The sequence below is a fragment of the Chryseosolibacter indicum genome (assembly GCF_018598585.1).
Taxonomy (GTDB): Bacteria; Bacteroidota; Bacteroidia; order Cytophagales; family Cyclobacteriaceae; genus Chryseosolibacter; species Chryseosolibacter indicus.
Genome location: NZ_JAHESD010000014.1, coordinates 24,557 through 41,119, shown reverse-complemented (window position 1 = coordinate 41,119; position 16,563 = coordinate 24,557). Strand labels below are relative to the sequence as shown.

Here is a 16,563-nt window from a genome sequence, read left to right as displayed (position 1 = left end):
TTTTACAAATAATGGAACTGGAAAAAGCCCTCTATAAGGCAGACTACCTGCTCAAACAAAAACGTTATGCTGAAGCACACAAAGAAGTAAATACATACCTCGCCTCAGATCCTGAAAGCATTCCGGCTCTTATTATACTTATTCAAATTTATCTGGGTTTGGATAAAAATGAAAAAGCAGATGAAGTTGCTGATCAACTTATAAAATTAGATCCGTCTGATGCAAATATTCTCTATCTCAAAGGGCTTACACAAACTCAAACAGGTAAGAGGAAAAGCGCGTTAAAATTTTTGGATAGTGCTTTGGCATTTGACCCTATGATGGCGGAGGCCCATGGGTTAAAGGCCGCAATCTATTTTCTTGATGCGGAATTTGAGAAAGCGCTCGAGGCTGCAGATAACGGTTTACGTATTGATCCGCAAAACGAGATTTGTCTTAATCATAGAAGCATGGCACTACTTCGGCTTGACAGGAAGGAAGACCATGTACAGGCTGACCAACAGGCTTTGAAAAGCAACCCGATGAATCCCCTTACCCACGCATCAGTGGGATTTGGGGCATTACAAAAAGGTGAATATGACAAAGCCAAAGATCATTTTCGCGAGGCATTAAGAATTGACCCTACAAACGAATACGCCAGACAGGGAATGTTAGAGTCTATTAGGGCAACGAACCTTTATTATCGACTCTTCCTAAAATATGCTTTCTGGATGCAAGGATTAACACCCCAAGTAAGGTGGGCTGTAATAATTCTTGGTTATGTAATGATCAGGGGGCTTGATAGTGTTTCCAATGCTCTTGGCACCTTTGCCCCGATAGCCCAAGCTGTTGTGATCGTGTACACTACCTTTGCAATATCAACCTGGATCATCGGCCCCGTGTCAAATATTTTCCTTCGATTTCACGCTTTCGGGAAGTATGTGCTCACAGAAGAGGAAATTGATGTTGCTAACCGTTGTGCAGCTTTGCTATTGATGGCAGTTCTTGGGGCAGTGCTATTTTATTCTTTCGATGTTGATCCTGATGTACAATGGAAAAATTTAGGGTTTTATGTTTTATGTTCAGGAATCGCATTAACCGTTGTAGTAAGCTCGATTGCTACACGTACCCTTGAAAAAAGTAAGCGCAGGCTTAAAACACTTGGTACCATCTTCGGCATTGGCTGTGGAGTACTAATTCTTATGGCGTTTGTTTTACCTAATTTGGCGTGGGACATATTTAATCTTCTATTATACAGCTTTATCGGGTACCAGTTTTACGCGAATAGTCAGGAGTAATTGCTTAGACCAAGAGTGTTCTTTTGAGAATTTTGTATTAGAAATTGAACACTAAATGAGACTATTTTTTTTAAGCCACACTAACTAAATACAATTTATATTATGAAAATTTCTAAACTTTTGTTAATTGCTCTTGTTACTATTCTCTTTGCTTGTAAAGAGGATGATGACGAACCTAAAATTACGGGGCAACAATTGGTGGGATCTTGGGAAGTAACTGCGATTAACTATGAAGGAACCAGTACAACTGTAACGCAGGGTGTTGAGATGGAAATGAACTTTACAGGAAGGGGAAAAGACATGGATCTGTTAGTTACATTTAACGAAGGCCCGGCTACATATAAAAGTGAGGGAGACTATACAATCGAGTTAACCTACAGCTTGCAAGGCCAAAGTTTTGAACTAGATACTTACTTCGAAGGGTTTCTTGCAGATGGTACCTGGCTTCAAGATGGCAAGACACTAATAGTTAACGGTCCTGGTGGTATTCAAAAAGCTACGATTATTGAATTAACTAGTACTACCTTGAAAATGGAATACGATTTTACTCATAGCTTGTCACAGCAGGGAAGTACCAGTGTTATGGATATACACGGCACTTATACTTTTAAGAAAAAGTAATGAGATTACACTGATAGAATTCAGTGTTAGTGAAACTAATTAACTTTTGCAGAAAGCATACATTAAATTGTATGCTTTCTGCTTTAAATGTTGCATCGGAAAGAAGGACATTCCGTAATCCGGAAAGTTTGAAGCAGTTCAGGCTAATTATGCTGCAACTCAATAAGTCCTAATCCCCCAGATTTCAGTAGTTTAAAAAACTATCAGCCACTCACACCCTTGTTTTTTCCGGTTATTTAGAATTGCATAACTTTTGGACTAAGTTTTCAGTAAACTGGTATAATGCTTTAACGCCCAACCTATGCTTAAAAACTTCTTCAAAACCGCCATCCGATCAATCCAGAAAAATAAAGCCTATGCATTTATCAACTTTATTGGTCTTACATGTGGTCTCTCATTGGCCTTACTCATCATGAGTTATGTTCGATCTGAATTAAGCTATGATCAATTCCATGAAAAAGCTGAACAACTCTATCGCATAAAGTATACAGCACCAAATGGATTAGAACTTGCGAGCACACCGCCACCCATTGCACCCTTAATGAAGGAATTCTTTCCGGGAGTTGAAGAGGCTGCGCGTTTGTATGGCAGAAATGTTTCAGTCTCCAAACAAAATGGAGAAGAGTCATTTGAGGAAGAGAATATCTTTTTCGCAGACTCCGCCATTATGAACATGTTCAGTTTTTCCTTTGTAGATGGTAATGCATCAAAGGCATTACGCGAAAAGTTTACAGTAATTATAACGGAAGAAATGGCGAAGAAATACTTTGGCAACAAAGATCCTATGGGAGAATCGCTGTTATTCGGCGGTAAGGTTTCTTTTAAGATTGCCGGTGTAGTTAAGTCATTTCCGGAGAGCTCTCATATCCGTTTCAATATGCTTGTACCTTATGAAAATATGTACGACCTAGAGTCTCCAGAGGCTGCAGCTGCTTTGAAAAATAACCTTGCCGTGAACTTTGTCATCAGCCACTCTTATACCTACGTATTACTTACACCGGGCGCCGACCCAAAGAACATAGACAACAAGATGGGTGATTTTGTTAAGAAGTATGCAAAGCCTCAGCTTCAGGTAGGACAGGTATTTACGCTTATGCCACTCACGGATATTCACCTTCATAGTACATTGCTTGCTGAACCTTCAGCAACAAATTCTATGACTAACCTGTACATCTTTATTGGTGTAGGTATACTTACCCTGCTCATTGCATGTATCAATTATATCAATTTAAGCACTGCGCAATCATTTTCAAGAATAAAAGAAATAGGCATCAGAAAAATATTAGGTTCTTTAAAGTCACAGCTTATTGGGCAATTTCTCTCAGAAAGTTTTCTATTCTGTACGGGAGCAATAGCAGTCAGTTATTTTATTCTTTACGCAACGCTTCCCCTGCTCAATGAACTCACTAATAAAAACCTGGTATATGGAGAAGCTGTAGATGCAACCATGATCGTAGCATCACTTATTCTGTTACTCGTGATGACATTGCTTGCTGGTGGATACCCGGCATATTTTGTTACGAAATTTAACTCTGTTAATTCTATCAAAGGAGGAGCCAACAACATGGGAAGTCAAACCTTACGACGAGCGCTTGTTGTATTCCAACTTTGTGTTGCGTGTATGTTGTTATCAGGATCGCTCTTGATTGTTAAACAATTAAATTTCCTTTCTTCAAGGCCGCTTGGTTTCCAGAAGGAGCAAGTAATTAATGTTCCGCTTTTTAGCAATAACCTTAACGGGATTTTCAGACAGAATGACTCAACATTTTGGGTACGGTTACAGTCCTATCGTGATGTTATTGAAGCCCAGGCGGGGATAAAACAAACCACGTTGTCATCAAACGCTCCAGGCTTGGGCGCAGTTTTCCGCGGTACTGTTCCGGAAGGATTTACCCAAGAGGATAGACTATTCATTGCAAACCTGGCTGTTGATCACGGATTCCTTCAGTCGTACGGGATGGAATTGGTAGCAGGAAGAGGATTTAGCCGTGAAAACAAATCCGATATCGATGAAGCCTTTATTGTAAATGAAACCGCAGTAAATGAGTTTAAGTGGGAAACTCCTGAGAAGGCATTAGGCAAAACAATAAATCTCGAAGGAAAAAAAGGGAAGGTAATTGGTGTGATTAAAGATTTTAACTTCACAGCACTCACTACGCCAGTTTCTTCAATGGTTCTTGATATAGAACCCAATCAATTCAACATGTTATCTGTAAAATTTGACAATGGTAATGTTCAGCAAACTATAGATAAGCTGAGAGAAGAATGGAGTAAGATGTTTCCTGAAAAAACTTTTGAGTTTACGTTCCTGGATGAACAGATCAATCAACAATACGAGAACTATCAGAATTTTGGTTCGATAATACAAGCTTTCACCTTTATCGCTATAATTATCTCCTGTTTGGGCGTCTATGGATTGGTGCTCTTTATTGTACAGCGGAAAGTGAGAGAGATAGGCGTTAGGAAAGTGTTAGGAGCCACCATAATAAATATCTTAAGGCTTATTTTTAAAGATTTTGCATGGTTGGTTCTGCTTGGTTTTGTTCTAGCCATTCCAATATCTTATTACCTTATAAACAGGTGGATGGAGAACTTTACTTACCACACAACAGTAGATGCCATTTCTTACATTGTCAGCTTTGCTATTGTGCTTTTAGTAGTTTCTGCAACAATCGGGTACCAGGCAATTAAAGCTTCTATAGCCAATCCTGTAACTTCTTTAAGAAGTGAATAAAACAAACGTATTGGATGTATTCCTGCCAGTTCTAAAATGATTAGGAGAGGGCAGGAATACTAGAGTACTTACTGCTTGGTTATAAAAGATAAACAGCTACGTGACTAAATGTTGATATGGTAAACGTCTTTTTCGTTACGGGAGATGTTTCGCACCTCAAAGCCTCCGGGCTGCGGAATTTCTTCAACCAAGTCAAATTGTTTACAGCTTTTGGGAAGGCCTTCAAAAATCAGGAGAAAGGAGTAATTGACGCCGTCTGGTATTTTTGTCCAAACAGGGGCGAAGCTGATGTTTTCAGCATGTATAAGCTTGGAACGAGACCCACTTCCTTTATCTACCAAATAGGTAGACCTCCAGATCCTGATTAACATATCATGAGCGGTATTTTGGAAATGGCAGTGAACGTATACAAAAGAATCTTCGAGTGTTTCGGGAGCTATTGCTGTTAATGTATCAATATCAATTTTCGGTTTTACCTTAACTGGTGCTTCTTCAACATGAGCAGCATTGATCATACGCTTACTTTTTTTACAAAAATAGCGTATTTGTAAATACCTCAATGCGGCGTAAAGCAAAAAAAGCCGGGGACTAAATCCCGGCTTCGTTGTTTTTGATAAACTTGTCTTTAGTGAGCGTGCCTGTGTTGCCTGTCTGTAAGCACACTATTATTGGTTGCATGTGCCGGAACAGGATCAGTTAATAAAGCTACGCCGATCTCCATAATACCCAGCAACAAATGAGGTAGATAAACATACTCATTGAAACCAAACAACCAAGGAGATATTGCAAGAAAAGCACCAGAGAGAAGATCCATATTCAAATGCGTACGCATTGAAAGCATCTTCGATGCACCTAATTCATAATTGGTCATAAGGCTGTACAGGATAGCACCTATACCTAATATTACTGGTACCCATGTTTCAGCGCCATTCCCTGCAAAACCTAAAAGCCACGGAGCGGCTATCAGGAAAATGCCCACGAGGTAGTCTAATACCCCATGAACTCTTGTTGGAATTACTTTCATAAACATTTTCATTTTAAGTGCATCTTCTTCGTTCAAACAATTATGCCATCTGACCTGTAGTAGTTGCTTGAGGAGGTTATGCTTCACCTCATTTCCAAGTTGTGGATTAACAAACAGTTAAATAAGTAATGCATTAGCAGCAAAAATTTCATATGAGAGAACGTATGTTATTCTGAATTTTACGCTACCTTTGTTACATGATGATCACAATTAAATCCAAGAATATTTTGATGAAACAAAGCGAACGCTTTGACATCAACTATTATGTCCGGGATTTGGTGTGAGGTAATACTATGAAAGATATAAACCTAACCATATAAAAAGCCCGGGCAAAACCCGGGCTTTTTTATTAACTGAACCTTCTCTATGAATTTAAATATAACGATATCTGATATAACGTCTCGCCTAATTAGTCTTTATGCTATCATGGACAGTTGGTGTGATGAATTTAATGAATTGACTAATGAACAGTGCCCCAATCAACGTTTTATTGAAACATTTGCTTTTATTAACGATGTAAATGAATTCATGCTGACTGCATTACAGCAATTGGACGAAGGGAAGGATGTGCACTTCTGTACTCTGGAGAGCCAGGTTGCTTTCTTATCTCCCCACATTAAAGAAGATCTTTGTGCTTACATCAATTTAAATAGTTTAAACAGTACCAACAGGGTATTTAGTAACCTGAACAACGACCAGGTAAGAGGTACGCTTCGGGAGCAACTTTACCGCTACCTGATGTTGCTCGAGCAGATTGAAAACACAAACAACTTGCTTTCACAGGCGCGCAGTGAAATACTTCTCAAAATTATTCAAACACTTGTCAATGAAGCTTGCGGCTTAGATACAACAATAGCTCAAAGGAGGTTGACTTACTGAAAATACATTGCAGAATAGTCATTGTTTTTATTAATTTCAATTCAGGATCTTGTAATCCTTTGAAATGCTAAGACGATGATCAGAGCCGGTTTTTCTTTACTACCAGTATTAATAATTACAATTCTTTACGGCAATATTCTTACAGGTGGATTAAAAAATAATATAGGGTACTTACTGACAGCGGAAATGATGTGGCAACATCAACCTGATGTTGCATTAGGTCCCTTTAAAGTTGTAACAGCAACTATACTTACAAACGACATCGCTAAGTCCATTACATCAGTTTCATCGGGTAGTGCTTTATATCTGGCGATAGCGTTGTCATTCTTTATCATATCCGTTACCATCCTCTATTTTATTTTAAAGCACAAAGTTGAGTCTGCGTTTCTCAGGTTTTCATTACTGCTTTTTGTGATCTTATTCCTGATGGTTGGTCTTATATTTCTGTTGCAATCATCCAGCTCCCTTAACCCCTCTCATCAAACCTGGATAATCATTACAATAGCAACGGCCATTGTATCACTCATTGCGGCTGTGGCGTTACTTAAAGTTATACCACAGATAATGGAATTTAAAAGCGCAAGGGAGTTTGAAAAAATGGTAGAAGGAAGAACAGCAGAACTGAGAGCACTTAACGCGAGACTACAGGATGAAATAGGGCAGAAGAAGCGTGCGGAACAAAAGCTTAAGCAGTTATATTCAGAACTTGAAGAAAAGACTAAAGGTGTAGAAGAAATGAATAAAGAGCTCATCCTTCGTGAAAGAGATTTTTTGAAAAGCGAAGAAAAAGTAAGACAGCTTAATCTGGAACTTGAAAGAAAAGTAGAAGAGAGAACAGAACAATTAAACGCCAGTAACCATGAGATGGAGGCGTTTACCTATTCAGTTTCTCATGACTTACGAGCACCGTTACGTGCTATTGACGGGTATACAAGAATACTTGAGGAGGATTATAATCCGCGGTTGGACGCCAATGGCAAGCGCCTTATACAGGTGATAACAAAGAATGCAAAATACATGGGCCAACTGATTGATGATCTTCTTGAGTTTTCAAGGACATCTAAAGTGCCGGTGACAAAGACAAGGTTTAATACAGATGAAGAAGTACGAAGAATCTGTTCCGAACTGCTGTCGCAGGAACAAAACAGAAAAATAGAAATTGACATTCAATCCCTCATTCCCTGTAAAGGAGATATTAATATGCTACGTCAAATTTGGATTAATCTTGTTTCAAATGCGTTAAAGTATTCCCGTAAAACAGCAGAAACGTTTATTTCAATAACAAGCGAACAAAGAGGGGAGGAAGTGATGTACAAGGTTAAAGATAATGGTGTAGGCTTTGATATGAATTACGTTGAAAAACTATTCGGTGTCTTTCAGCGCCTTCATAAAAAGGAGGAATTTGAAGGGACAGGTGTAGGGCTTGCTCTGGTGAAACGAATTATAGACAGACATGGTGGAAAAATATGGGCAGAAGCGGAAGTGAATAAAGGTGCTACCTTTTATTTTACCCTACCTGATTAATAAGTAGCGATTATTTCCCGGGTCTTGGTTAGCAGGGCTGTTATCATATTAGCAGGCATAATTTTTTTGCTAATAATGCGTTAGTGCGATTGGCACTTCAAGATTTACCTGATTTAATTACTACTTACCATGGAACAGAACAAACCTGAACTTTCATTTACCAGTGCATCCGAAGAAATTTTAAGACTTCTTATTCACAGCAAAGAATTTGGGAACGTAGTAGGAATTTGTAGTCCTGCGTTGGGAGCAGGAATATTTATTACTGCCGTAGAAAACATCTCTCTTAATTATGAGGTAACAGTTCAATTAAAACCTTACGATGTAACCGGCTTGCACCTTAATACAAATAGCTTAAGATTAAGCGATATAAAAAGTGCCTGTGCCTTTCATTCAAAGTATGAAAAGGTCTATCGTGCTTATGAGGCCGAAAGTCAGGAAGCCTTATCTTACTACTAATTTTTTTGATATTTGATACAACATTTAAAAAACGCTCCATATAAAGGAGCGTTTTTATTTTGTTATATATTAACACGTGAGAGTACGGGAAATTTTGCCTGTAGTTAACTACAATAGTTGAATTATGACAAGTAAGACATGGTTGTTACCAGAATACTTTACTCAGAACATTGAAAAACTGGATACAAGTTTTCTTCAGTTGACGATGGAGCAAAGTGACAAGTTTCTGAGTGAAATAGCAGAAAGGGGAGAAAACCTTACTAAAAGAGCATATACAACATTAGGAATAGCACTAGCAGCTTTATTAGGGTTATTGGTATACGCCACGGTGTGCTCCGAGAAGATATCAGCCCTTTATCTTGCTGCTTGCATGTCTATACCATTGTGTATATTAACAGTAGCCATACTACTTTTTAAGGGCATTAATTCCTATGATCATCTGCAAAAGCGATACTCACCACCCGAAGTGTTGTTTAAAAGTGAACTGATAGAAGGGTTTACGAGAGAAACTCAGAAAAAGAATCTATTAATGACATTGTGCATTAACTATGGTGAGAGAATAGATACCAGCAGCAGACTAAATAACCAAAGAACTTTCTTTTTAAATGCTACTGTGTATATGCTGGCTTTAATTCCGTTTAATGTGATATTTGCCAGCTTGTTTCTAGCCTGTGTACCATAGTGCCAAGATAGCCATTCATTAATGTTAGAGGGATCAAAAATGCGTAATTTATAAAACCTGAAGGCCTGTATCAGATGCGTGAAATGCCGGTATTTTTTATCTTCGCCGCGCTAATTGAAAATGCACAATGAATTACTGGCTCGTAAAATCAGAACCGTTTAAGTATAGCTGGGATCAATTTGTTAAGGATGGTAAAACTTTTTGGGACGGAGTGCGAAACTATGGTGCCCGTAACAATTTGAGAGCAATGAAAAAAGGAGATCATGTGCTTTTTTACCATAGCAACGAAGGCCTTGCCGTCGTAGGCATAGCAGAAGTGATAAAAGAGGCTTATCAGGATCCGACAACCATAGACACCAATTGGGTGGTGGCTGATCTCAAACCTGTTAAAGCAATGCCCAAGCCCGTAACGCTGGCCGAAATTAAAGCTGATCCAACCTTAAAAGACATGGATCTTGTTCGACTCTCTAGATTATCGGTAGGAACCGTTAAAGAAAAGGAATATAAGAAGATTTTAAAGATGGGTGGGTTGTAAAGCAAGGAGCAAATAAAGCTATTTAACATAATATAAATTATACGTAAGGTTTATAAAATTCATGATCTGCCCTTGGTTAAAGGGATTAGCGGACCTTTTGAGCTAGAATGACATTATAGAAAGTCTAGTAAGATACGAAATTAAACTGGGAATACAACTATCCTTTGAGCTTTTAAGCAGCTAAACCAATTAAGGACTTTGGAGGTTTTAGAGTTAAAAAGAATATGCGAATTGGTTATGCCTGTATCAATATTAGTCTTTCGGAAAAGAGTATTCAAGTCAATCGAAGTATGGTTAAGCGAACCTTTGAGTCAAAGGGACCTAGTTATGCTTCCGCTTTAGCTTTAAAAAATGTTTCTGATCTGGCTAAAATAATAGATTGGAACATTGAAAACGGCGTTTTGCTTTATAGACTAAGTAGTGATATGTTTCCTTGGATGAGCGAATACGAACTGCGCGATCTACCCGATTTCGAGGCAATAGCAAAGATTCTTGCACGTTCTGGTGAAAAAGCTCGTGAATATGGCCTTCGGCTGACTTTCCATCCGGGCCAATTTGATGTCTTAGCAACAAATAGTGATCGTGTTCTAAACAATACGATTAAAGACCTGCGGCAACATGGGGAAATCATGGACTTGATGAATTTGCCGCGTACACCCTTCGCAAAAATCAACATCCATGTTGGAAGTGCCGTAAGCAACAAACAAGATGCAATTGATCGGTTTTGCAACAATTATCTCAAACTCCCAGAAAGCGTAAAAACAAGACTCACAGTTGAGAATGATGACAAAGTGAACATGTACTCTATAAAAGATTTGCTTGCTATCCATGAACGTATCGGCATACCCATAGTGTTTGATTACTTTCACCATCAGTTCTGTACTGGAGGCTTAGCAGAAGAGGAAGCACTTAAAGCTGCTGTAAATACTTGGCCTAAATACATTACACCGATTGTCCATTACTCAAGTTCTAAAAGAAAATATGAAGATAAAAACGCGGCAAACGTAGCCCATGCAGACTACATTTATCAGTATATGCAGCGATATAACGTCGATGTTGACGTAGTACTTGAAGCAAAAGCTAAGGAAAAGGCAGTAGCAAGGTATAAAAAAGAATACAATGTTAATCTTAAGAAAGTAATGGCTTAAACTCCGCGAACCAAAAAAACTTACTCAATTTTTTTACTTTTGATCCATGTTTGATGGCCCTGACTTTCCTAAAGCTCTTGATGAAGAAGTTTTTAACCTTTGGTTAGAAAATGGCAGATTGAGCAAAATCGGATATAATTACTTATTTATTGTCTGGGACGAATTTGAATCATCATATCAACCGGTATACGCAGAGCGCCGCGATGAAATCGGACAATACAAATTGTCATCCAGTCGTGAACGATTAATTGCTGTATATGATTTGTATTCGGAATCCAGAATCATTTGAAGTACCCTCCCTCCTTTTCCATATTCGAACTGATCCTGCGACGGAAATAACCTTGAATGATGCCTTCTATATCTGATGATGACAGGATGCGCCCTGCTTAATTTAACCAATGCCTTATTATTAATAAGAGAAAAGCAGTAATACCCATCTGGTACTACTGCTCTTGAAAGTTAATGATATAACTTTGGTACGGATAAAGACCCTCTCTAAAAACCGTACTGCCATAAATGTATGAGATTAATTTCAACCCCCAAACAATGTTTTACCTTTCATTGTATTTTATCTTATCAAAATCCTTACTTTGAAGGGTGAGACCATGAAAAATAGGTAGTTATATCCTTCTAGGGAGTATCCCTTATAGTTAGTACTAGTCAGCCAGCAATGCCTCTTCTAAGCCCAATTATCTTTTATTTTCAGAAATTGTTCTGCCGAATGAAGTATTCTTGATGTATGCTGAGTGTATGCTCTAAGTATACCTGAAGTATGGACAGTGTATTGTGAGTGTATTAAAACACATAAAAGAGCATGAAATTAACGCATTAGACCAGCTAATTGCCTTCCCCGCTACCTTTCGGCACTTAGGGCTACAGTTTCATGGGTAGACGACATACCAAGCGAAATTTCTCGGGGAAACTCAAGGATGAATGTCGCACCTTTCCCCCATTCACTTTCTACGCGTATTGTACCTTTTATTTTTTCGGTTAAGGACTTTACAATAGATAATCCTAATCCTGTAGAACTTTCACCTGCTGTTGGCTTAGCCGATAACTTCTTAAATTTTCTAAAAAGATACGGAAGGTCTTTTGAATGAAATCCCTGGCCTTCGTCGCGAATGATCATTTTTACCATACCTTCATGTTCAGAAGAGATGGTGAAGTAGATATTGCGATGTAATGGTGAGAATTTAATAGCATTGGTCAGAATGTTGTCGAGAATGCGTGTAAGGTATCCAATATCGGTTACAAGGTTTAGATCGGTCTTACAATTCAACGTAAGGTTTAATGCTTTGCGCTTCAGTTGATGAGAATAGTGATTTACAAGATTTTGAGTGTACTCTTTAATGTCTACAGAGGAAACATTAAGCTCTTCGCAATGTTCAAACTGATTGATGTCGAGAAGGTCTCTGATCAGTCCATTTCCGTCTTTGCATACTTTCTGTATGATCTTTACTATTTCTCCATCTTCAGAGTTTAATCGCTGGTTTTCCTTTAATATCTCAGCAAGGCCAGCTATCTTATTAAGGGGACTTCGTAAATCATGAGCTACAATTCCTATTAGTCCGTCTTTCTCACGGTGAAGATCTTCTAATGTTTCATTTTTCGCCGCCAGCATCTTGTTCTGCAACTCAACCCTATCCATCAGTATCTTCAGTTCTTTATAGGCATACAAAATCTTTTGGTTCTTCCGTTCAAGGATAAGCGTGTGACGAAACTTATGATAAACCCAGTATAAAATGCATGCAATGATAAGCACGAGGAAGGCAACAGATAGAGCTAATATTCTTTGATTGCCGGAAGCTTTTACTTCTTCAAGTTTCTTTGCCTCCTGCAATAAAAGTATCTCTTTGTCCTTTTTCTCACTTTCAAATAGCTCGCGCATTTGAGCTACCTGCTGGCTCTTTCGTTCATTAAACAAACTATCAGAAAGGGAAGCGTATTGCTTATATGCCAAATAAGCGTCTTTGTAGTCACCGTTTGCTGAATCCAATTTAGACCTTAATAAATATGCTTTCTCAAGCCATAATACAGAGCCAATACGTTTCGCAGTATTGGTAGCGTGTTCAAGCACACCTGTCATTTTTTGCTTGTCTCCAGTACTAAGGTAAAGTTCAGAGGCACCTATGAGGGCTTTAACAAGCGACTCTTCGCTTTTAATAGACGTCGCTATTGCTATCGCCTCTTTGTAATGCTTTTCTGCAATAGCATATTCCTTTAGATTTTTGTAACCATCGCCCAGGTTACTGTTGGCTAATGAAATGCCTCTTTTATCATTTATTTCCTTGTATATAAATAATGCACTGTCAAGATAATGTATGCCCTGCCTATTGTTATCAAGATTAATATAGGCCTCACCTACATTGAGTAACGCTACCGCTATATTCTGCTTCCGGCCCAACGTTCGCATTGTTTCAAGATACTTCAAAAAATATTTTAAAGCTTCATCATATTGGTTCAGGGTGACATGTACAACACCAATGTTATTTAATGTTGAAGCATAATACATCTTATCGGAGAAATGCTCACTTTTTTTAAGCGTTTGTAGATAATAGTCAAGCGCTGTCTCGTAGCTTCCTTTGTTATAATTAGTTATTCCATAGCTGTTTAAAATCTTTACCAGCATCTGTTCATTAGGATGCTGATCAACAACGTCTTTGGCAAGTTTATAATAGTTCAGTGCTTGTGAATAGGAAGCAAGGAGGTCATTCACCTGTCCTTTGTATAAATAGGTGTTTGCTAATTTTAGATGCTCTTTTACTTTAAGAAAAATTGCTTCTGCTTTATCAAGATCATTAAGCGCACTATCGTATTCACCTTTTCTCAAATAAGCATGGCCTGAAGTCAACCAAGCTTCTCCTTCTCCTTTTTCAAATTTAATTCTGTGTGCCAACGTTTGTGCTGACTTGCTTGCCTCCAGTGCTTGCTCGTAACTGCCAGCCCAATAGTATTGCTCCGACAACTCTATAAGGGTGTTTACGCGTAACGTATCTTGGGTAATGTAGTGAATAGCTGCAGCTTTAAGACTATCCAACTTATGCTGTCCATAACTGATATTGACGAAATGAAGTAAGAATAACAAGAGAAGTGAGATTCTCAATTTTGAAATAATAGTAGACATAGGGGGTTAAGTACTATCTATTGGGGTTTATATTTAAAAACGAGAGCATCTGGATGTCTTACACGTATATTGCCATATAAAAGTTGCTAACGGTGTGAATGGATTATATATTAGATTATCTTTTAAAAAGTGGAACGACTAACGATTAGCACGAATGGTGCTAGTTATTGCCTGCTTTCAGTCACTGAAATTTTGCCCCTCTTGCATCGTATCGATGCCATTTAAATTAAAAAATGTCGAACCAGCAGTACTCAAGGAAATACTTCTTGATAATCGGACCTTTGATGATAGTTCAAATCAGTTATTTTCGCTGCCATGTTAAGCGGGAAGGATTATTTAAAAGAAATACAAAAATTTGTTACCAGTCAGTATTGGAACTCGGGCGTTCGCATTACCACAGGTGTGCTAATTCCTATGCTCGTTATTGCCTTTAACAATTGGCTTCCCGTAGGTATACCCTTTCTGCTAGGATCGCTGTTCGTGAGTCTTACCGATACTCCGGGACCGATTCATCACAGAAGGAATGGTATGCTAGTGGCTACTACCCTTAACACAGCTGTAGTTGCCTTAACCATTCTTTCTCATGACTATACGGTTCTCTTATTAGGAGAAGTAGTACTCTTCTCATTTATTTTTACACTCATCGGTATTTATGGTGCTCGTGCAGGCTCCGTTGGCACGTTGGCTTTGGTTATCATGCTTCTGAATATGTCCCCTCAGACGCATCAGACCAGCTTGGTATCAGGTGTGCTTCTTACTGCAACTGGTGGCTTGTGGTATACATCCTTCAGCATGCTTCTCTATCGTCTTCAACCCTACCGACTTGTTGAACAGGGGCTTGGTGAATATCTTCTGTCAATTGCAGATTACCTGCGCGCACGTGCTGGCTTTTATAAAACTTCCGTTGATCTTGAAGAATCTTTTAATCGAGTAATGCACGAGCAGGTGAATGTTTTGAACATTCAAAATCATATCAGGGAGCTTCTTTTCAAAACAAGACAATTTGTTGGTGATCCCAGTCCGAAAAGCCGAAGCATGATGATGATTTACGTAGAGGCAACCGACATGTTTGAAGAAACAATGTATGCTTACCAGGATTATAAACTACTGCGTCAACATCTTGATGATACGGATATCCTCCATGCGTTTTATAAGGTAATTCTTGAAACCGTAGCTGAGATAGAATACCTGGGGTTGATGGTTCAGGCGGGTAACGAAGTGAAAAAACTTTCAGTTAGTAAAGTAGATCTCGACCTGCTCAGGCAGAAGATTAATGAAAAGAAAAAGAAGCTGATAGGTGAAGAGCAACACAATGCACTTTCCGCGATAGAACAAACGGCCAACAATATTGAAACAATTCTCAATCGTCTTGTTAAAATTGCACTTTATACTAGAACTCAGACACAGGTAGATGCAAAAGAAGTACCTGAAATATCAGCAGGCTCTTCTATTAATTTTAATTTGTCTTTGCTAAAGGAGAACCTTTCATTCAAGTCAAACCAGTTCAAGTTTGCCTTGAGAATAACCATAGCGATGCTTGTCGGGTACCTGGTATCCTCTCTTCTCTCTTTAAGTCATACATACTGGGTGCTGTTAACAATAATCACCATCCTTAAGCCAGGCTATAATCTTTCCAGAAAGCGTAATATCAAACGCGTAGTGGGGACATTAGCCGGTGTTCTAATCGCTGCAGGTCTGCTGTTAATCACCTCCAACAATACTGTCTTATTTATTTTAATGGTGCTGAGCATGCTTCTTGCCTACAGCTTCCTTCGCATCTATTACCTCGCTTTTGTTACCTGTTTAACAGTGTACGTGATCATAACATTTCACTTTCTTAACCCCCAGGTTTTCCGAGAACTTATTGGTGTCAGGTTAGTAGACACAGTAATTGGCTCTATCATCGCCGGCCTTGCCTCGCGTTTTGTATTCCCCGTATGGCAAAGAAAAAACATCAAAACACTAATGCAGGATGTTCTCGAAAGCAATATTGCGTACCTCAACGAAACATGGATGTTTCTTGGTGAAAAGAAAGCAAATACAATCACTTACGATGAAGCCCGTAGGGAAGCCATTGTTACGCTTACAAACCTATCTGATTCGTTTCAGCAGATGCTCACTGAACCTTTTAATGCAAAAGAAACAAGTCTTGTCCACCAGTTTGTTATTGCTACACACACACTTACAAGCAGCATCTCCGCATTAACAGAGAAAGATATAAATGTACTTCAGCGAGATGATTTTAAGAATGAGATTATTACGGTAACTAAAGAGGCCATCGACAACCTGAATGCTATTCCTTCTTCCGCAACGCGAAGTCCCGCAAAAACATATCCTCCGGTATCTACTGCCTCTGTTATTTATTCCATAGCCCTGGACATCAGAGGCATCACAAAAAAGATACGTACCCCACTATAATATATTGGTTTTAACCATTTAAATTATATGTATTTTAATCCTATATAACCGACAGTACAGGAATAATGAATATGCATAACCAAAAGAATTATTAAGACCTACGATAACCACTTGTTCAAAACGTACATTTTTCCAATATTA

The 16,563-nt window shown here is 38.6% G+C and carries 14 protein-coding genes; 11 read left to right on the top strand and 3 right to left on the bottom strand.

Going from position 1 to position 16,563, the window contains the following annotated elements:
• Nucleotides 1-11 precede the first annotated feature (11 nt).
• The 3 genes from KK060_RS08635 to KK060_RS08625 all read left to right on the top strand — a co-directional run bounded on the left by KK060_RS08635 (nt 12) and on the right by KK060_RS08625 (nt 4,632).
• Nucleotides 12-1,277 carry a tetratricopeptide repeat protein gene (locus tag KK060_RS08635; protein WP_254153311.1) on the top strand — a complete coding sequence of 422 codons (1,266 nt, stop codon included), beginning with the start codon at nt 12-14 and terminating at the stop codon, nt 1,275-1,277.
• Between the two features lie 102 nt (nt 1,278-1,379).
• Entirely contained in the window at nt 1,380-1,898 is a 519-nt protein-coding gene (locus tag KK060_RS08630) for a lipocalin family protein (RefSeq protein ID WP_254153310.1), read from the top strand.
• A gap of 301 nt (nt 1,899-2,199) precedes the next feature.
• Entirely contained in the window at nt 2,200-4,632 is a 2,433-nt protein-coding gene (locus KK060_RS08625; RefSeq protein WP_254153309.1) for an ABC transporter permease, read from the top strand.
• Between the two features lie 104 nt (nt 4,633-4,736).
• Here KK060_RS08625 and KK060_RS08620 read toward each other — a convergent pair whose 3' ends face one another.
• Nucleotides 4,737-5,147 carry a hypothetical protein gene (locus KK060_RS08620; RefSeq protein ID WP_254153308.1) on the bottom strand — a complete coding sequence of 137 codons (411 nt, stop codon included), beginning with the start codon at nt 5,145-5,147 and terminating at the stop codon, nt 4,737-4,739.
• Between the two features lie 110 nt (nt 5,148-5,257).
• Nucleotides 5,258-5,656: an SPW repeat protein gene (locus KK060_RS08615; RefSeq protein WP_254153307.1), complete on the bottom strand. Its 399-nt coding sequence runs from the start codon at nt 5,654-5,656 to the stop codon at nt 5,258-5,260.
• A gap of 366 nt (nt 5,657-6,022) precedes the next feature.
• Here KK060_RS08615 and KK060_RS08610 point away from each other — a divergent pair, with 366 nt between their 5' ends.
• The 7 genes from KK060_RS08610 (at nt 6,023) to KK060_RS08580 (ending at nt 11,169) form a co-directional block, all read left to right on the top strand.
• Nucleotides 6,023-6,535 carry a hypothetical protein gene (locus KK060_RS08610; protein ID WP_254153306.1) on the top strand — a complete coding sequence of 171 codons (513 nt, stop codon included), beginning with the start codon at nt 6,023-6,025 and terminating at the stop codon, nt 6,533-6,535.
• Nucleotides 6,536-6,610: 75 nt separating this feature from the next.
• Entirely contained in the window at nt 6,611-8,059 is a 1,449-nt protein-coding gene (locus KK060_RS08605; RefSeq protein ID WP_254153305.1) for a sensor histidine kinase, read from the top strand.
• A 129-nt stretch (nt 8,060-8,188) separates the two neighbouring features.
• On the top strand, nt 8,189-8,515 hold the full coding sequence (locus KK060_RS08600) for a hypothetical protein (protein ID WP_254153304.1): 327 nt from the start codon (nt 8,189-8,191) through the stop codon (nt 8,513-8,515).
• A gap of 124 nt (nt 8,516-8,639) precedes the next feature.
• Nucleotides 8,640-9,197 carry a hypothetical protein gene (locus KK060_RS08595; protein WP_254153303.1) on the top strand — a complete coding sequence of 186 codons (558 nt, stop codon included), beginning with the start codon at nt 8,640-8,642 and terminating at the stop codon, nt 9,195-9,197.
• A 127-nt stretch (nt 9,198-9,324) separates the two neighbouring features.
• Nucleotides 9,325-9,732 carry an EVE domain-containing protein gene (locus KK060_RS08590; RefSeq protein ID WP_254153302.1) on the top strand — a complete coding sequence of 136 codons (408 nt, stop codon included), beginning with the start codon at nt 9,325-9,327 and terminating at the stop codon, nt 9,730-9,732.
• Nucleotides 9,733-9,956: 224 nt separating this feature from the next.
• Nucleotides 9,957-10,880 carry a UV DNA damage repair endonuclease UvsE gene (gene uvsE, locus KK060_RS08585; protein WP_254153301.1) on the top strand — a complete coding sequence of 308 codons (924 nt, stop codon included), beginning with the start codon at nt 9,957-9,959 and terminating at the stop codon, nt 10,878-10,880.
• A gap of 46 nt (nt 10,881-10,926) precedes the next feature.
• Nucleotides 10,927-11,169, top strand: a complete 243-nt coding sequence (locus KK060_RS08580; RefSeq protein WP_254153300.1) for a hypothetical protein — start codon at nt 10,927-10,929, stop codon at nt 11,167-11,169.
• Nucleotides 11,170-11,733: 564 nt separating this feature from the next.
• On the opposite strand, the gene KK060_RS08575 is transcribed toward KK060_RS08580, so the two are convergent.
• Nucleotides 11,734-14,004 (bottom strand): tetratricopeptide repeat-containing sensor histidine kinase, encoded by a 2,271-nt coding sequence (locus KK060_RS08575; RefSeq protein ID WP_254153299.1) that lies wholly within the window; start codon nt 14,002-14,004, stop codon nt 11,734-11,736.
• Between the two features lie 315 nt (nt 14,005-14,319).
• Here KK060_RS08575 and KK060_RS08570 point away from each other — a divergent pair, with 315 nt between their 5' ends.
• Nucleotides 14,320-16,422: an FUSC family protein gene (locus KK060_RS08570; RefSeq protein WP_254153298.1), complete on the top strand. Its 2,103-nt coding sequence runs from the start codon at nt 14,320-14,322 to the stop codon at nt 16,420-16,422.
• Nucleotides 16,423-16,563: the final 141 nt, after the last annotated feature.